The sequence below is a fragment of the Acuticoccus sp. I52.16.1 genome, from assembly GCF_022865125.1.
Lineage (GTDB): Bacteria > Pseudomonadota > Alphaproteobacteria > Rhizobiales > Amorphaceae > Acuticoccus.
Map to the genome: position 1 here is coordinate 1,062,578 of NZ_CP094828.1, position 18,465 is coordinate 1,081,042.

Consider the following 18,465-nt stretch of genomic DNA (forward strand, 5'->3'; position numbering starts at 1 on the left):
TCAAAGGACCGACCCCGGTGACTGGAGATCTGATGCGCCTCCTTCTCGTGCTCGTGCGCCCGATCATCACCGGGGCGCTGGCGGTGCTGCCCGTGCTGCTCACATTCCTGGTGATCGGCTGGGTCGCGGCGTACGTGGGTGAATTCTTCGGGCCGGAGTCGTGGTTCGGATACTCCGTGGCGCGGCTTGGCGCGTTCGTGGTGGACGATAACCTCGCCTACCTGATCGGCGTGGCGATCGTGCTGGCGAGCCTCTACTTCCTGGGCGTGCTGGTCCAGTCGCGCCTGCGCACGGTATGGTCGAACTTCTTCGACGTGACGATCGGACGGATCCCGCTGATCGGGACCATCTACAAGACGATAACCCGCTTCGTGCAGCTTCTGGATCGGCGGGACGACGTGGACGTCAAGTCCATGAGCCCGGTCTGGTGCTTCTTCTCCGACGAGCGGCGCACGGCCGTCCTGGGGCTGATGCCGTCCGACCAGTCGGTGCAGATCGAGGGGCGAGACTACCGCATCGTGATGGTGCCGACCGCGCCGGTGCCCTTCGGCGGCGGCCTCTTCTTCCTGCCGGCGGAGTGGGTCCGGCCGGCCGACTTCGGCGTCGAGGGATTGACGAACATCTACGTCTCCATGGGTGTGACGGCGCCGGACTACATGAAGCGCATCCGCCAAGCCGCCGACAGCGAGCCCCAGGTGGTGAAGCCCCAAGCTCCGGCCGCGCCGCCCGCCGCGCCGCTCCCGCCCGCCGCGGGCCCGGAATCGAGCGGCGGCTGAACCGCATCCGGCGCGGCGCGCGGCGCTCGGAACCCGCGCGCCGACCGGTGCGGGCGGCCCCTGCCGCGCCTTTCCGGCGGCGCGGCTCCGCCGTGCGCCGACCCCGCGGCACGGGACGGCGGCTGCCGGAGCGCGGGGATCCCGTTCTCGTCCCGGTCTGACGGCACCGGCCGTACCTGGCGCCCCCGGTCGCGTCACTGGAAATTCCTCCCTTTGGGGAGGGCCTTGCGATACTCGGGTGGCAGCTCCCGAGGCGGCGCCTTCCGGTCGCCCCGCCGGTCCCGGTCCGCCCCGCCCGTATCCGCGTCGTCGGGCGCGGCGCCGCCGCCACGGCCGCCCCGGGCGATGGTGGCCGCGGCCTTGCGATGCGCCTCCAGCGCCTCGGCGACCGTGCGGTTGTCGCCCAGTCCCGCCGCCTCCTTGCTCATGGCCCCCACCTCGGTGACGAACCGGGTGAGCAAGGTGCGGGGGCGAGTGTCGGTGCGCGGGTCGGTGCCGGGGCGCTTGACCTCGTCGGCCCGGTCGAGCGCGTCCCACTCGCCGACGTCGTCCGTCAGCCGCGTCAGCAGCCCGGTGCGGTCCTCCAGCTTGGTGGCGACCACGTGAACCACCCCGTCCTGCGCCTGCACCCAACCCGTGATCTTGATGAAGCGCGCGCCCAGCACCACCGTGCGGAAGGCCTCGAACACCTTCGGCCAGACGATCACGTTGGCGATCCCGGTCTCGTCCTCCACCGTCATGAAGATGACGCCCTTCGCCGAGCCCGGCCGCTGCCGAACCAGGACGAGGCCGGCGACCGCGACCCGCCGCCCGGCGTGCCCCGGAACCGCGCGGGCCGGCATGATCCGCTCCCGCGCCAGCGCCCCGCGCACGAACTCGGCCGGGTGCGCCTTCAATGACAGGGAGAGGAAGCGGTAGTCGTTGATCACCTCCTCGCCGGGGGGCATCGGCGGCAGATCGGCGGCGGCTTCCTCCTGCAACCGGGCAAGGTCGGACGCGGCGAACAGCGGCAAGTCCTCCAGCCGCGAATCCCGGTCGAGACCGCGTGCGCCCCACAGCGCATCGCGCCGGTTGAGGCCGAGCGAGCCGAACGCATCGGCATCGGCCAACCGCTCGATCGTGACGCGCGGCAGCCCCGTCCTCAGCCACAGATCCCGTACGGTGTCGTATCCGTGACCGCGGCGGGCGACCAGCAGATGCATGTCGCCCTCGGCGAGGCCCTTCACCTGCCGTAACCCCAGCCGTACGGCGCAGCGCGAACGGATCGCACCGCGCATCGAGGCATGATCGGGATGAAGCCGCTCGGCCGCCCGCGGCCCCTCCTCCAACGTGCAGTCCCAGTCGGAGAGGTTGATGTCGACCGGGCGGACCTCGACCCCATGTCGGCGGGCATCGCGTACGATCTGCGCCGGGGCGTAGAAGCCCATCGGCTGGCTGTTGAGCAGCGCGGCGCAGAAGACGTCGGGGTAGTGGCACTTCAGCCAGCATGACGAATAGACGAGCAGCGCAAAGCTCGCCGCATGGCTCTCCGGAAAGCCGTACTCGCCGAACCCCTCGATCTGATTGAAGCAACGGGCGGCGAAGGCCGGATCGTAGCCCTTGGCGGTCATCCCATCGACCATCTTCTGCTGAAAGGTGCCGATGGTGCCGACCTTCTTGAAGGTGGCCATGGCACGGCGAAGCTGGTCGGCCTCGGCGGGAGTGAAGCCGGCCGCGACGATGGCGATCTTCATCGCCTGCTCCTGAAAGAGCGGCACGCCGAGGGTCTTGGAGAGCACCTCCTCCAGCTCCTTGGAGGGGTAGGTGACCTGCTCCTTTCCCTGCCTGCGACGCAGGTAGGGATGCACCATATCGCCCTGAATCGGCCCCGGCCGTACGATCGCCACCTCGATGACGAGGTCGTAGAAGGTGCGGGGGCGCAGGCGCGGCAGCATCGTCATCTGCGCCCGGCTCTCGATCTGGAAGACGCCGAGCGTGTCGGCCCGGCAGATCATGTCGTAAACGTCCCGATCCTCGGCCGGAATACTGGCGAGGTTGATCGCCCCCCCCTGATCCAGCGGCACACCGGCCAGCGGCTCGGCAGCCAGCGGTTCGGAGAGCCCTGGCGCGGGGGCGCCGGAGGGGACGCCCCGAGGCCGACCGCTCGGCGAGCCGATCGAAGACGTCCCGCCGCGCGGCATCCGCGCGGGCGCGGCGTCCGATGCATCCGCGACCAGCGTCAACAAAGGCGAGGCCGCCAGCTCCCCATAACCCCCCCTCCTGAGCGCGCGCCCACCTCGCGCCCCCCCTCCCTGGGCGGACCCGCTCGCCGCCTCGCACGGCACCAGGGTCAACGTGGGGCGAACCGGCATCCCGCCTCCACCATCGGCCCCGGCGCCCACCGGGCGGTCCGTCTCGGACCCCGGATGCGTGCCTCCCGCCTCCCCATAGGGCCCGCCAAGCAGAAACGGCCCGGCTCCAGTTTCGCAAAACCCCTCGGTGGGCACCTGGCGAGATGGCGGTGCTCCCATCGCCTCGACCGCCTGCGATCCCGCCGCGCCATCGACCTCGTCCGGCGCGTCGCCTGCCCCGGGACCAGAAGCTTCCCTCGGCGATCGCTTGGGGAGGAGAGCCGCAAAATCAGCGCCATAATGCCGTGCCAGCAGCGCCAGACCCTTACGCACACACGTCAGCATGCCGAGTGCCAGGACGTCGATCTTGAGGATTCCCAGGGCGTCCAGGTCGTCCTTGTCCCACTCGATGTTGGTGCGCCCGTCCATCGCGGCCTTCACCACGGGCACCATCTCGTCCAGCCGCCCGCGGGTGATCACAAAGCCCCCCACATGTTGCGACAGGTGGCGCGGAAACCCGGCGATCTCGCGCGAGAGACGGATGAGGTGACCAATCCGGTGGTCGCGCGGATCCAGGCCCGCCTGCGTCGCGGCCGCCTCGTCGACCCCGTTCGTGCCCCAGCCCCAGATGGACCCCGCCACCGCGCCGACGCTGTCCTCGCTGAAGCCGAGCGCCTTGCCCACCTCCCTCGCCGCCGAGCGGGCGCGGTAGGTGATCACCGTCGCCGCGATGCCGGCCCGGTCCCGCCCATATTTCTCGTAGATGTACTGGATTACCTCCTCGCGCCGCTCGTGCTCGAAGTCGACATCGATGTCCGGCGGTTCGCGTCGTTCGGGCGAGATAAATCGTTCGAACAAAAGGTCGGAGCGGTCGGGGTCCACTTCCGTGATCCCCAGACAGAAACAGACTGCCGAATTCGCCGCCGAGCCCCGCCCCTGCGCCAGGATGGCGTTGTCCCGCGCGAACCGCACGATGTCGAAGACGGTCAGGAAATAAGGGGCATAATCGAGGCTTTCGACGAGCCGAAGCTCGTGGGTCAGGAGCGCGGCGACCTTCTGCGGCACGCCGTCGGGATAGCGCTTGGCCGCACCGTCGTACGTGAGACGTTCCAGCGTCTGCTGCGGCGTGCAGCCGGGATCTGTGGGCTCCTCGGGATATTCGTAGCGCAGCTCGTCGAGTGAAAAATCGATCTCGTCCATAACGGCGAGAGTCTCGCGCACCGCCTGGGGCACCGCGGCGAAGAGGCGGGTGATCTCGGCCGGCGCCTTCACGTGCCGCTCCGCGTTCGCGGCGAGCCTGCGGCCTGCCGCGTCCACGTTCGTGTGCAACCGGATCGCCGTCAGCACGTCCTGCAGCGGCCTGCGGGCGGGATCGTGATACAGCGGCAGCGTCGTGGCGAGGGGCCGCAGCCCCAACCGGCGGGCGAGAGCGGCATGGGCGGCAAGTCGGCGTTGGTCCTGCGCCCCATAGGACAGCGACAGGGTGAGACGCAGCGGATGGCTGACGCGGGCGGCAAGCGTGCCCGCAGCGTGCGCGATCGCATCGGGGGCGGCGGTATGGGCCACGATGGCGAGGACGAGGCCCTCGCACCACTCGACCAGATCGCTCAACATCAGGCGGCAATTGTCTTTTTTCCCCCGCATGTTGCCTACCGTCAGGAGACGGCAGAGACGCCCGTAGGCGGCGCGGTCGGACGGCCAGGCCAGGATATCGGGGGTGCCGTCCTCGAACACGAGGTGGCAGCCGACCGCCGTGCGGATCCCGACTTCCTTGCCTGCGAGATGAACGCGGACGACGCCGGCCAGCGTGTTGCGATCGCACACGGCAATGCCGGGTGACCCGAGCGCAGCCGCCGCCACCACCAATTCTTCCGGATGCGAGGCGCCCTCCAGGAAGGAAAAGTTGCTCTTGGCGGCAAGTTCGATGAAATCGCTCACCCTTTCTCTCCGCCATCAGCCGAAGAACCCGTGCAGAAACCATTTCGGCGGCTGGCTCTCACCGGCGAAAAGCCCTTTGCGAAACAGCCAGAAACGACGCCCCTCGCGATCCTCCACGCGGAAATAGTCGCATGTGTGCCCCGCCTCCTCGCGCCACCATTCCGGCGCGATGCGCTCTGGCCCCTCGGCGATGGCGACGTGGTAGAACACCCGGCGCCAGAGGAAGCGTACCGGCGCGCCATCCGGGACACCGGCGACGGCCAGGATCGGCTCGGGCGGCTCCAGAAGCCGCAGCGGGCGCAGCGGCCCATGGCGCCAGCGCGGCCTGTGTGCTTCCCCCCAGGACGGGGCGCGCAACGCCTGGCGAGCCGGCACGCGCTGCGTCTGTGACGAAGGATCGTGCGTGTTGACCGGCGCCAGGTGATAAACTGCCGAGGCCCCGAACCTCTCTGAGAGCGTATCGACGAGCGCCTCGAAGTCACGCGAGACGTCCTCGGTCTCGTCGAGTCGGGGCTGGCTGGTCCCGATACGCTCCAATTCACCCGCATAGATCCGCATCAGGTCGACGCCGCTGTCGCTCTCGATCCGCGCCGACATTTCCTGGAGGCGCGGTGCGACGAGGCGTGTGATCCGCGCCGCATCGTTGAGCGGCGCGCTGGCGCCGACGGCAATATCCCGCACCATTCCGTCGGCCTGGAACAAACGTAGCTGGAGCAGGCGCGTGCCCAGCCCCCTTGGCGCGAGCGCGCCCGTCAAGCTCGCCGCCAGCTGCCGCAATCCGGCCTCCAGCGCCTCGATGTGGGAGACCGGCTCGGCGAAGGCGCGATCGAAAATATGCGGCGAGGCGGGCGTGAGGGGGGTAATCGGCTCGTCTTCCAACCCGCTCATCTGGTCGATGCGCCGGCCAATGAGAGGACCGAACCTCTGGGTCAGGGATTTGCGGGACTGTGCCAGAACCTGCGCCACGGTCTTCAAGCCAAGACGTTGCAGGACCGCTGCGGTCTCATCGGGAAGGCGCATCGAGGCGGTGGGCAGGTCGCAGACGGCGGAAAGCGTCTCACCTTCTGGAACGATATGGCCATGTCCGTGGCGGGCAAGTGCCCAGGCGACGGCAGGTGTGTCGGCAACGGCCACCTGCACCTGGACCCCGCACGCGACACACCTTGCCCGGAGCGCTTCCACCAGCGCCTCTTCACCGCCGAAAAGATGCGCGCATCCGGCAATATCGAGCATGAGTCCGTCGGGCTGATCGAGCCCCACGAGAGGCGTGAAGCGTTCGAGATCTCGTGCGATCCTTTCGAGGAGGCGCATATCCGCGTGCGGATCCGAGAGATGGACCTCGACATGGGGCGCCAGCGCCCTTGCCTCGGCGAGGGCCATCCCGGCCCGGAGCTTGGCCGCCTGCGCCGAGCGGTCCACCGCCTCCAGAAGCATGGCCCCCTTCTGCTTCGCATAGGTGACGACGGGGGCGTCAGGAGAGAACCGCTGCTCGATCATGAGGCGGTCGGTCGGCAGGTACGCGAGCCAGACGTAGAGGATTCTGCGGGTTGGCTGCATGGTTCAGCGCGCATCCGCCCTTCGCCGCACGGCTTCCAGAGCGACGACGCCGGTCTCTGAAAGCTCGTGTCGGGGGGACGGCACTTCGTGAGAACGCAATCTTAAGGAGAAAAATTCCCGTTTTACAGGGTCAAACGTAACGATTTGATGCCCGCATTGTCCCTTTTTGTTCTTATTAAGATCCATCCTCCAGCTCGGCCAGCCGATGGAGCGGTGCGGTACAGTCGGATGAAGGACAGGGTGGATCGCCCATCGGGTCAAGGCCGCCGTGGCACCGATCTGCCCTGAGGCGACAAGATGGACGGGCATACCTGCCGCATAAGAGCGAAGGTTCAGCCGGCGGGTGGATTTTATGTCGAGAATTCCCCGGTCGTCATGCAGTTCGCCGATGACCATCCCCAAGGCGCCCGAGACCAACGCCTGCTCCAAAACCCAGAGAACCTCAGACGCGTTTCCGACTTGGACGAAGAGAATCCGCTCCGGATCCAAACCCATATCGCAAAGTCCGGAGCCCGCCAGCGCGCCGTTCTCATGCCTCGTGAGGTTTTGCGAGACCCATAAGCACTTCTTCAAAAAAGTCGCACACAACAGAAGAGATACAAGAAAAGAGCAAGAGGCGATAAAATTGGCGACGCGAGAACAGGCAAAGAGATGCACTCCATCCTGAAATGAGGTTGATACATCACGCAGCAAACCTTTCGGGAACCGCTCGGCGCTCCAGGCCGGTGCCCCAACCTTGCGCGCACCCTGCTCCAGATCAGATCCAGAATAAACCATGGAACACGGGGGGATGAGCGCGGTCGCCATGGACGCCTCAAATGGTTAATGTTCTACTCTCGTTCTGATTATATTGGAACAAAGGGGTTGTCAATCCATGATTCGCAACCTAAAGTCACAGACGCGATGGAACCAAAGACCCGATCATGCCGGCAGTCGACGCCACCGACCGAACGGTCATCTGCAACAGCAAGCAGCGAACAACGACAGTGATCGCGGGGAAAGGCGCGCGCCCTGCTCCGCGGGCCAAAAGCCGCGATTCAGGAGGCTGCGAGGCGCTGAAGCTCGGCGATTTCGCCGCGCCCCTCGAGGTCGGCCAGCGCCTGGTCGAGTTGCGGACCGAGGTGCGGGTCGAGCGCGTCGCGCGCCTCTATCGGGTCGAGCCCTTTTACAGCAAGGAAGATGGCGGTGGCGAAGACGAGGTCGCGCTCCGGCAGATAGCCGCGACGCAACCAGCCATAAGTCCCAGCGCCCACCTGATGCTCGAACCGAGCATTGGCAAGGAAAACGCCGAAACCGAGGAAGCAGGCTGCGAGGTCGGTCAAAAACTCCTCCTCATCCTCGGTGCACAACGGCGGTGTGTCGGCGGACGCGACGAGGTAGTGCGCCAGCTCGTGCGCGAAGGTCGCGATCAGCGCCATCGGTCGGCCAAGATCCTCGGGAGAATAGGTGATGAGAACGCCATGCTCGTCGACCGCGAACGAGGCGGCGGCCGTGATCCGCGCGTCGACGGCGAACGTCTCGCCGATCGCCGCCGCATCAGCGGGCCGGTCGAGCGCGATGAGGTCGACGTGCCAGTCCTCGATGAGGCAGTAGCGGCGCACTTGGGCGAAGAGCCGTTCGGCGAGGGCGTGGCCCGTCTCGCCGTCGGTGGAGAAGTAGCCCGGCCGGGGGAGAACGAGACGGCTACGGGCAAAGTCACCCCCGCCGCCGAACTCGCGCATCAACCACGCGAAATTGTCGAGGTGCCAAGCGGCGGTGTCGTCGTCCAGAAGGGGCCGCCGCTTGCCGGATTGCCACATGGTCGCCTCCCCCGCCGGCATCGTCGATGGGCCAACGTAGAGGCAAGCATGTTATGGACCGACCGCCGAGGAAACCCCGGCGACCGGCTCGACGCACACATCAGCGTCTCCAGTCCCCTACTGATGCCGACGCGCGGGCGATCAGTGGCGAAAGTGGCGCATCCCGGTCATCACCATGGCGATGCCGGCCGCGTCGGCGGCGGCGATGACCTCGTCGTCCCGTCGCGAGCCGCCCGGCTGGATCACGGCCGTCGCGCCGGCCGCGGCGATGGTCTCCAAGCCGTCGGCGAAGGGAAAGAAGGCGTCGGATGCGGCGGCCGAGCCGAGGGTCCGGCTCCCTTCTTCGCCGGCTTCCCTAGCAGTGTCCGCGGCCTTCCAGGCGGCAATGCGGGCCGAATCGACGCGGCTCATCTGCCCAGCGCCGACGCCGACCGTCGCCTGCCCCTTGGCATAGACGATGGCGTTGGACTTCACGTGCTTCACCGCCCGCCAGGCGAACGCGAGGTCGGCCCACTCCGCCTCGGTCGGCGCGCGCCGGGTCGCCACTTTCATGGCGTCGCGCGCCACATGCCCATCGTCGGCCGACTGCACCAGCAGCCCTCCCCCCACGCTGCGCACCATCGAGCCGGAAAGCGCCGGCAACTCGTCGACCAAAAGCAGGCGGACGTTGGGCTTGGTGGCCAGCACCGCCATTGCCTCGTCGCTGGCACCCGGCGCAATCACCACCTCGGTGAAGACGGCTGCGATCATCTCCGCAGTCGCCTTGTCCAGCGGCCGCGACAGCGCCACCACGCCCCCGAACGCCGAGACCGGATCACACAGCCGCGCCCGCTCGTACGCCTCCGCGAGGTCCGCGCCGACGGCGATGCCGCAAGGGTTGGCGTGCTTGACCACAACGGCAGCGACGTCGGCGCCGAAGTCGGCCACCGCGCTGAGCGCCGCGTCACCGTCGGCGACGTTGTTGTAGGAGAGCGCCTTGCCCTGCACGATCCTTGCGGAGGCGATGCCTCCGCCGCCCGCCGCGCGGTAGAAACCGGCGGACTGATGCGGGTTCTCACCATAACGCATCTCGGCGACGCGCTTACCGCCGAACGCTGCCCACACGCGGTGATCGACCGGAACGTCGTCGGCCGCGCTTGCCTGCGCCATCCACGCGGCGATCGTCGCATCGTAGGCGGCGAGCCGCGCGAAGGCCTTGGCCGCCAAGCGCCGCCGCAACGCCAGCGTCGTGCCGCCAGCCTCCAGCGCGTCGGCCACCGTGTCGTAGTCGTCCGGATCCACGATCAGGGCGACGTGGGCGAAATTCTTCGCCGCCCCCCGGGTCATCGACGGGCCGCCGACGTCGATCTGCTCGACGAGTTCGGCCGGCGGCTTGCCGCTCTCGATCGCCATTTCGAACGGGTAGAGGTTGGAGACCAGCAGCCCGATGGGGCCGATGCCATGTTCTTCGAGCGCGGCGGCGTGCTCGGGCTTGGAGAGGTCCGCCAGAAGCCCGCCGTGGACACCGGGGTGCAGCGTCTTTACCCGCCCGTCCAGCATCTCGGGAAAGTTGGTGATGTCGGATACGTCGGTAACCGGGAGACCCGCCTCCTTGAGGGCGCGACTGGTGCCCCCGGTGGAGACGAGTTCCACGCCGAGCGCCACGAGACGCTGCGCAAAGGGGACGAGGCCGGTCTTGTCCCAAACGGAAAGGAGCGCCCGGCGCACCGGTGTGGCAGTCATGCGTTTTGTCCTAACAGAGCCGTGATCCGCGCGTGGGCCGGCGCCGGACTACGAAGCGTCGTCGTCACCGACAGGATGCGCATGCCGGGCGATGTGCCAGCGGACGGTGTCATCGGTCAACGTATTACCGGCAATCACCAGCTGCGATGTGCGCCTCGCGCGGTGCTGGTCTGCAAGGACGATGCTCTCCTCGACCTCGATTTCCGGCCCGTCGTCCACCGCGAAGAGCCAGATCGAGCGGTCGGGGCACACCAGGAGAACCTTGCGCCTCCCCCGCTCGATCCGGAGCTTGATGTCGAGCCCGACGTGAAAGCGGATGGCGAAGGGGCGGCCGTCGAGCCTGTCCTGCCCGATCAGCTGATCCTCGCCGATCAGGGCCAGCCCGTCCTCGCCCAGTGTCAGCCGCCGCTCGTGGATGAGCCCGTAGGCGGCGAGATAACCGTCGTGCGAGGCCTTGACGGTCAATTCGGAGCGGCGGACTTCGACGGCGCTGGGGCCGCCATAGAGTGTCGGCCCAAACCAGCGCCGCAACGGCCAGCGGGCGACCATCTTGGCCGAAGACGTGTCGTCCACCACGAGCGTCGACTGTGCGGCGGTCGCGCGGCCAACGGGCGACCACTCCTCGCGCGCCGCGCCCAACGCGCCGCAGCTGACCAACAACCGATGCGGCCCATGCGAGACCTCCAGCGCCAGCGCCGAGGCGTGCGCCTTGTCCGCGAACGGCGGCGGCGGGGCGACACCGGTATCGATGAGCACCACCGTCTCACCGGCGCCGAGGCGCTGAAAACCGCAATAGCGCGCGTTGTCGCTCGGCTGACCGCCGACGTCGTCATAGGCGAAGGCGCCCTCCAGGCTCGACGCCGGCAACGGTGTCGCCCCGTGGAAGGTCGCAAGCCCGCCGTCGCTGTGCACGAAGAAGCGAAGCATCGCCAGCATGCGGTCGAGCGCGTCCCGCAGAGCGTCCGGCACCTGCTGCTGGCGCCGCGCCAGCGCTTCGCGGACGGGGATGAGGAAGGAAAGCGCCTCGAGAAGCGTCTCGGGCGAGCGCGACACGTGGCCGCCGTCGGGCAGGACGTCGCCCCCCACCACGTCGGTCAACACGCCGAGCGCCCACCGCGCCAAACGTTGCTCGTTGGCAATGGCGGAGCCGGCGATGACCAGCGCCGCGGCGACCTTCAGCTTGGCCATCCCGCGCGGCTCCACCGGCAGCACACGCTCCAGTCTGCGCATGTGACGACCGAGTGCGCGCATATATCGCTGTCGAAACGCGGGATCCGCGCCATTGAGCAGAAGCGGCGACTGGACCAGCCAGTTGATCAACCGCTCGGCGGTGATGTCTGGCCGGTGCGCCGTCTCGCTGACGGTGGCGTGAGCGAACCACTCGTCGACCAGCGCGCGGGCATTGGTCGACGAAAGTTCCGTCGCGTTGGCCTCCAGGTGGTGCAACCAGCCGAACCCGTGCAGTGCCTCGGCCCAGGCTTCGGACGGCGGGGCGACAGTGAACGGCGATCGGCCGGCGGTATCCACCGCCTGCCCCGCGAGAGCGAAGACGCCGGCATAGATGTCGCCGGCGACGTTGGCGTCGGCCTCGGCGAGAGTCTCGGGCGCGAACAGGACGCGATGAGGAATGCTGGCGACATGGCGCCGCCAGAGCGAGACGCGCAGCGTGGCGATGCATCGGTCGACGAAGCGCCGGACCGTATGGCCCATGAGCGTGGCGAGCGTGGTCTGAGACATTCTGAGGATCTCAATAACGCTCGCTCGAGTGGGGACCAGGGGGTGACGGGTTCGGATGCCCGCGCGGAGCCGAGCGGCTCCGGCGCGGGGTGAGGAGTACAGTGATGCGCCGCTCACCTGCAAGACGCGTGCAGCATCGCTCCAAGACGCGATTTCCCGCGGTCCCGGTCGGCGCGCCGTCACGAGTGGCCGATGCGCGGCGAGACGGCGCCCGGGTCGAAGCGCCCGTCTCGGTCGGTCGGGTCGCCGATGGACCGTCGCCACCGGCCGTGCGCGGCGGCGATCGGCCGCGTCCGGATAACGCGCCCCCTCGGGTTTATACCGCGAGGTGGCCGGTCCCCGGCCGGGCCGAGCCCGTCACGGCTTCCCCGGCGTCGCGACCGCGTTTTCCGACGCTATGGCGGGGGCCACGCACCCCGCCGGTGTTCGTCCTGGAGCGGCGGAGCACCGGTGATCCGTTGTCTGGTCATCGTCAGGAAGAGCTATCCGGCACGTTCGAACCGGGCTGCGAAGAAACCGTCCATGCCGCGCTCCTCGCCGATCGACATGGAGGGCAACGTTCGCATGATCCCCTGGGGGGTGACGAACGCGGCGGCCGGGCCCTCGGTCAGCGGTCTCAAGGCGAGTTCCGGGATCGCCTTCACGGCCCAGGCCGCCTGCCGTTCGCCCTCCTCCGGCTCGATCGAGCAGGTGGCATAGACGAGCGTGCCGCCGGGGACGACGCAGGTCGCGGCGCGGCGCAGGAGGTCCCCCTGCAGCGCGGCGAGCGACGCGATGTCCTTCTCGGTCTTGGCGAAGGCGACGTCGGGCTGGCGCCGCATCGTCCCGGTCGCCGAGCACGGCGCGTCGAGAAGCACGGCGTCGAACTCGCCTTCGGCATCCATCGCGTCGGCGACGACGACCTCCACACGCTCGCCGAGACGCGTGCGCGCGAGGTTTTCACGCAGCCGCTCGGCGCGTGCCATGTCGATCTCCAACGCGGTGACCATAGCGCCGGCGGCGGCCAGCTGCATGGTCTTGCCACCAGGGGCGGCGCACATGTCGAGCACGCGCTTGCCCGCGACATTGCCCAGCGCCAACGCCGGGAGTTGCGCGGCGGCGTCCTGCACCCACCAGCCGCCTTCGCCGTAGCCGTCGATCGCGGTCACGTCCGACACCGGGAGGCGGGCGCCACCCGTCGGGAGCGCCACTGCGCCGGCCGGGCGCGGCACGTCCGGACCGGCGAAGGCGAGGTCGAGCGTCGGTTCCTCGCGGTGGATCGCGGCGATGGCGCCGGCGGTGTCCTCCCCCCAGGCACGCGTCCATCGCTGCCACAGCCAGGCGGGGGTGTTGGCCTCCAGCGGCAGGCGCTCCAGCAAGGTGTCGCGCTCGCGGATGAGACGCCGCAGAACAGCGTTGGTCAGGCCGGCGAAGCCCGCCCCGCCGGACGTCGCCTTGAGCAGTGCGACGGCGGTGTTGACCGCGGCATGGTCCGCCTGACGCATGAAGAGGAGTTGCGCGGCCGACATGCGCAGCACCGAGCGCACCTCGGTCGCCTTGCGCGGCAGCTTCTTGTTCATGAGTTGGCCGAGACACCAGTCGATGTCGCCGCGCCGGCGCACGGTGACGCGGGCGATGGCGCGCGCGAGTGCGGCGTCGCGCGGCTCCAGGCGGCCGGCCGCCGGCGCCGCGGCCTCGAGCGCGACGGCGAGCGGGGCGTGGGCTTCGCACACGGCGTCGACTATGGTGGTGGCGATGGCGCGGGGATCCGTGCCGGCCGTCTTCGGCGGGCGGGCGCGCCCCCGGCGATGGGTGTTCTGCTGGGCCATGCGGCTATAGCCGTGAGGGAGACACCCCGCGTCAACCCCACCATGGTATCGCCGCCGGAAGATCCGCCCTTCCACATGGATCCGGTGCGTTTCTCGGGCGCGCTCGGGCGACCGCGCCCAGCGGTGGTGCGCGGCGTGCCGGGCCGCCGGGCGCCGGGTGAGAGCATCGCAGAGCCCGCAAACCGGAGCGTTTCCAGCCGCATCGTTCGCCGCCCTCGCGCCCGCTATCGCCGACACCCGAGTGCGAAGCCGATCCCACGCCCCCCCCTCCGTCCGCAACGTCGGTCTCGGGACGGTGTCGCTTGGGGCACGGAACGGATCGATCGGGCAGACGCCGCTCTCGGCGACGAGTTCTCATCGTGCGACGCGCTTGAGGGTATTGATGTGTCCGTGCCTCCCAATGCGGGGCGGCGACGATATCGTGGAGCGACCGGCTGGCCGACCGGCGATGCAGTGCGGCCACCGCAAGCCTTGGGCGAGCGCCACAGGCGCCGGGGGGCGATGCGGTGCGCCGGCCTACTCAGCGGATGGTGCGCGGGGCCGTTGGGCGGCTCAGCCCCAGGGGCCGGAGCGGTCCCTCTCGCGGCGCTCGCCGCCGGTATTCCATTTGCCGCCGCGGCGCGAACGTGGGGATGGGCCGCCACGGCCGCCGCCCCACGGGCCGCGCGGGGCGCCACCGGGGGGCATCGCCGGACGGGCGGCGGCGCCCATCCGCGCCGGGCCGGCGCCCATCTCGGCGGCCAGCTCCTGGAGCGCGGCGACGCGGTTGGCGGTGTTCGGATGCGTGGAGAAGAGATTGTCCATCCGCGCGCCCGACAGCGGATTGATGATGAACATGTGCGCCGTCGCCGGCACCGCCTCGGCCTCCTCGTTGGGGATGCGCCGCCCCTGCTCCAGCCGCTGCAGCGCCGAGGCGAGCCAGACCGGGTTGCCGCAGATCTCCGCCCCACGTCGGTCGGCCGAGTATTCGCGCGTGCGGCTGATCGCCATCTGCACCATCATCGCCGCCATCGGCGCCACGATCATCGTCACGAGCACGCCCACGAACCCGAGCGGACTGTCACGCCGGCCGAACAGGAAGGCGAAGTTGGCGAGCATCGAGATCGCGCCGGCGAGCGTCGCGGTGATCGTCATCGTCAGCGTGTCACGGTGCTGGATATGGGCCAGCTCGTGCGCCATCACCCCGGCGACTTCCTCGCGGCTCATCATCGACAACAGCCCCCGCGTGGCGGCGACGGCGGCATTGTCCGGGTTGCGGCCGGTGGCGAACGCGTTCGGCTGGTCCTCCTCGAGGATGTAGACCTTCGGCATCGGCAGGTTCGCCTTGGCCGCCAGCTCCTGCACCAGGCCGTAGTAGTCCGGCGCCGAGCGTGCGTCGACCTCCCGCGCATGGTGCATGCGCAGGACCATCTTGTCCGAATTCCAATAGGCGAAGAGGTTGGTGGCGACGGCGACGCCGAACGCGATCATCATGCCCTGCGGACCGCCGATCAGGTAGCCGACGCCCATGAAGATCGCCGTCATCGCGGCGAGAAGCATCGCCGTGCGGATCATGTTCATCGTGTTGGACCGCCCTCAATCTGTCGCGAACCAACAGGATATCAGTGCTCGGGGTTCCCGGTTCAACGCCGGGCGTGGCGCGGGACGAAAGGCGGCCGGTCAGCCGTTGCGCCTGGACGCCTCGTCCACCGGCGGTTCCCAGACGAGCACGGTGAACTTTGGCCGGTCGGCGATCCGGCCGATGGGGCCGAGGTTGACCGTCTTCGTCGGCTTGGCGCCGACGCCCTGGTAGACGCGCATCGCCGGCGCCGCCGTCACCGACGCTTCGGTGCGCCAGCGCGACTTGCCGCGGCGCACGACCTCCGCTCCCAGCCAGTGCAGGAGGTTGGTGCCGATCCCGCGGCCACGTGCGGCGGGGTCCACTTTGAAGCCCTCGAGGTACAGCTCCTCCGGCTGGCCGCGGCGCAGCGTCGCCTCGGCGAGGAGGTAGCGCACCGTGCCGGAAACGGGGCCGAAGTGGGCGCGGAAGCGCTTGGCATCGGGCCAGACGCTGCCCTCGCCGTCCATTCGGTAGGAGATGCAGCCGGCGATCTCGCCGTTGACGATCGCCGCGCACAGCCGGTCCTGGCGCATGCGGTTGCCGACGACCTCGCGGCGCACCGCCTCCGGGCCGACGATGTGCTTCATCGTCGCGCGCTGCGCGGCGGAGTAGGCGGCCACTTCGGCGGCGATGAAATCGGGGATCGGCGCCACCAGCATCCAGTCTTCCCCCTGCTTGAAGATGCATTCGGCGGGGATGGCGGACATGTCGATGGTCATGGGCGTTCCGTGGCCTTCAGGTCTGTGCGGCGGTATCGCGCGTCGGCGCGATCGCCACGCTGGCTAGCACAGCCGCGCGCCCATGGCACCCATGCCGAGGGCCCGTGGCGCCACACCGCCCCGGCGCGCCGCGGGTCCGTCATTCCTTGCCGCTGCGCGAGCGGCGGTCGATCGCGAGGAGGTGCATCTTGTCGAGGGAAAAGTCGGACTGTCGCCACACGCCCTCGAGGTGCTTCAGCCGCTCGCCCAGTTCGGGGCCCGCCTCGCCGCCCTGCTCCAGGAGGTCGTTGCCGCTGACCGGCAGGCGCGGGCGCCGCCATTGCCGCGCCACCTCGACGAGGCGCGGCAGGTCGACGAGATCGGCCCCGCAGGCCGCGCCCACCAGCAGCCCGTCGACGAAGGCCTCCGCGCCGTGCTCGTAGAGCGAGGCGTGGATCTGGGGCAGCGAGTGGGGCGGCATGAAGCGGGCGGCGGCGATGGCGTCCAGCGCGCGCGCACGGTCGCGGCGCGAGAAGCGCAGCGCCGTCGCCGCGACCTCGAACGCCTCGCGGTCGAACCCCAGCAGCGCGGCGATCGCCAACGGCGGTGTCGGCTGCCGGCCGATGCGCCGCTCCAGGGCGACGAGCGCGGTGAAGGTGTCGATCTCGTACGGGCCGGGGAGGAGACCGGGGAGGAAGTCCTCCTCGCCGACCAGGCGCAGCACCGCGGCCGCGTTGGGAGCGACCACGGTCCGCATCAGCTCGTGGCAGATCCGCTCCACCGCCAGCGCGCCGATGCGGGCCTTGTGCCGGCGCGAAGCGTCGAGGCCGACCTTGTCCATCGCTCCGTTGCCGTAGGCGGCGTTGAAGCGAAAGAACCGCAGGATCCGCAGGTGATCCTCGAGGATGCGCTGATCGGCGTCGCCGATGAAGCGCACGCGCCGGGCGAGGCAGTCCGCGTAGCCGCCGGTGAAGTCGATCCCGTCGCCGAAGCGGTCGACGTAGAGGGCGTTCATGGTGAAGTCGCGCCGCGCGGCGTCCCGCGCCCAGTCGCGCGTGAAGCTCACCGTGGCGCGGCGCCCGTCGGTGGTGACGTCCTCGCGCAGCGTGGTCACCTCGTAGGCGACCTTCTGGCTGACGAGGGTCAGGGTTCCGTGCTCGATGCCGGTCTCGTGCACGCGAAGCCCGGCCGCATGCGCCGCCTTGGCGACGGCCTCGGGCACGGCCTCGGTGGCGAGGTCCACGTCGCTGATCGGCTCGCCCATCAGCGCGTTGCGCACCGCTCCGCCGACCACGCGGACGGGGGCGACCGGCTCGAGCGCGTCGAACACGGCGGCGAGGCTGGGGGCGGACAGCCAATAGGCCCGCAGCTGGAAGGTGCCGGCCGGTGCGCTGCTGCCTGTCATGCCGATCCCACGCGCCCCGCATCGCCTCGCACCTCGGGCCCTCCTCCAGCGGTGGCTCTACGGATCAGCCTCATAGTGACCAGGGATCAGCTTACCGTCGATATATTGAGCGGGAATGTATCGCCCTTCAGTATGTCTACCAACGAGCGCGAAATAAACAAAGCCTGCAATTACCAGACAGCCGCCCACGATGATTAACGAAAACAAAGCCTTGTTGAGATCGCGGATCGCGGCGCCGGTGGCTCCCGTGGTGGCGAGGCGGTAGGCGAAGTAGAAGATGAAGGGGGCGGCGAAGAGGATCAGCTGGGTGATGACGACGCGAATCATGGTCGGTACAAACGCTCGCTCACCACTTTGAAGATCCCTGCCGTGACGCCCCAGACGCAGCGCTCGCCGACCATGGTCTGATAGAACCGCCGCGACCGGCCCTCCAGAGTGTAGACTTCCTCGCTGCGGAAGGCGGCGTCCATCACCCGCACCCACGGCGCGAGGAAGATGTCCGATACTTCGCCCGGATGCGGGCGCAGGACGACACGCTCGGTCAGGAGCGCCAGCACCGGGACCACCATGAAGCCGGTGCGGGTCAGATAGGGCTCGACGAGGCCGAGCGGGCGCACCGCGGCAGGCGGCAGCGCGACCTCCTCCTCCGCCTCGCGCAGGGCGGCCATGGCCGGGGTCTCGCCCGGCTCCAGCTTGCCCCCCGGCAACGCCACCTGGCCGGCGTGGGCCGCGAGGTGGCCGGCCCGCTCGGTGAGCACGACGCCCAGCTCGCCCGACGGGCTGGTGCCGAGGGCGATGAGGACAGCGGCTTCGCGCGGCGGCGGCGGGGCGACGTCACCGTGCCAGTCCGGGTTGAGGATATGGTCGCCCGAAATGGGCAGGCCCGGCGCCAGATGCTCGTCGACCGGGTAGAGGGTGCGCGCCTCGGCGAGCAACGCCGCGACGGCGGGATGGTCGGGGTCGGTCGGCTCGACGACGAGGCCGGGGTGGCTCGCGCGCTGCGGCGCGTCCGATGTGCCGATCTCGTCGACGGGCCGCCCGCCTGTGGCTCGCTCAGTCATCTCGCTGTCATTCTCGCTCGGTCCTCTGGCGCCC

General features: G+C 69.3%; 13 protein-coding genes. 1 reads left to right on the forward strand and 12 read right to left on the reverse strand.

The window, feature by feature from the left end; genetic code table 11:
* Positions 1-32: 32 nt before the first annotated feature.
* A complete protein-coding gene (locus tag MRB58_RS04770) occupies positions 33-776 on the forward strand; it encodes a DUF502 domain-containing protein (protein WP_244780593.1) in 744 nt (247 codons plus the stop codon).
* Positions 777-970: 194 nt separating this feature from the next.
* Here MRB58_RS04770 and MRB58_RS04775 read toward each other — a convergent pair whose 3' ends face one another.
* The 12 genes from MRB58_RS04775 to MRB58_RS04830 form a co-directional block, all read right to left on the reverse strand.
* The gene (locus tag MRB58_RS04775) at positions 971-5,044 is read right to left on the reverse strand and encodes an OB-fold nucleic acid binding domain-containing protein (protein ID WP_244780594.1); all 4,074 of its coding nucleotides are present in this window, start codon (positions 5,042-5,044) and stop codon (positions 971-973) included.
* Between the two features lie 15 nt (positions 5,045-5,059).
* A complete protein-coding gene (locus tag MRB58_RS04780; protein ID WP_244780595.1) occupies positions 5,060-6,601 on the reverse strand; it encodes a DNA polymerase Y family protein in 1,542 nt (513 codons plus the stop codon).
* Positions 6,602-6,604: 3 nt separating this feature from the next.
* On the reverse strand, positions 6,605-7,408 hold the full coding sequence (locus tag MRB58_RS04785) for an ImuA family protein (RefSeq protein ID WP_244780596.1): 804 nt from the start codon (positions 7,406-7,408) through the stop codon (positions 6,605-6,607).
* A gap of 230 nt (positions 7,409-7,638) precedes the next feature.
* Positions 7,639-8,400, reverse strand: a complete 762-nt coding sequence (locus tag MRB58_RS04790; RefSeq protein WP_244780597.1) for a hypothetical protein — start codon at positions 8,398-8,400, stop codon at positions 7,639-7,641.
* Positions 8,401-8,541: 141 nt separating this feature from the next.
* Positions 8,542-10,122, reverse strand: a complete 1,581-nt coding sequence (purH, locus tag MRB58_RS04795; RefSeq protein WP_244780598.1) for a bifunctional phosphoribosylaminoimidazolecarboxamide formyltransferase/IMP cyclohydrolase — start codon at positions 10,120-10,122, stop codon at positions 8,542-8,544.
* A 48-nt stretch (positions 10,123-10,170) separates the two neighbouring features.
* On the reverse strand, positions 10,171-11,976 hold the full coding sequence (locus tag MRB58_RS04800) for a heparinase II/III family protein (protein WP_244781894.1): 1,806 nt from the start codon (positions 11,974-11,976) through the stop codon (positions 10,171-10,173).
* Between the two features lie 365 nt (positions 11,977-12,341).
* Complete coding sequence (locus MRB58_RS04805; RefSeq protein WP_244780599.1) at positions 12,342-13,667, reverse strand: RsmB/NOP family class I SAM-dependent RNA methyltransferase; 1,326 nt, start codon at positions 13,665-13,667, stop codon at positions 12,342-12,344.
* 552 nt (positions 13,668-14,219) lie between these two features.
* Complete coding sequence (gene htpX, locus MRB58_RS04810) at positions 14,220-15,227, reverse strand: zinc metalloprotease HtpX (protein ID WP_244780600.1); 1,008 nt, start codon at positions 15,225-15,227, stop codon at positions 14,220-14,222.
* A 99-nt stretch (positions 15,228-15,326) separates the two neighbouring features.
* A complete protein-coding gene (locus tag MRB58_RS04815; RefSeq protein ID WP_244780601.1) occupies positions 15,327-15,986 on the reverse strand; it encodes an N-acetyltransferase in 660 nt (219 codons plus the stop codon).
* A 139-nt stretch (positions 15,987-16,125) separates the two neighbouring features.
* A complete protein-coding gene (locus MRB58_RS04820; protein ID WP_244780602.1) occupies positions 16,126-17,370 on the reverse strand; it encodes a CCA tRNA nucleotidyltransferase in 1,245 nt (414 codons plus the stop codon).
* Positions 17,371-17,427: 57 nt separating this feature from the next.
* Positions 17,428-17,697, reverse strand: a complete 270-nt coding sequence (locus MRB58_RS04825; protein WP_244780603.1) for a DUF6111 family protein — start codon at positions 17,695-17,697, stop codon at positions 17,428-17,430.
* Complete coding sequence (locus MRB58_RS04830; protein WP_244780604.1) at positions 17,694-18,431, reverse strand: CoA pyrophosphatase; 738 nt, start codon at positions 18,429-18,431, stop codon at positions 17,694-17,696. Before MRB58_RS04830 ends, MRB58_RS04825 begins: the two co-directional genes overlap by 4 nt.
* Positions 18,432-18,465: the final 34 nt, after the last annotated feature.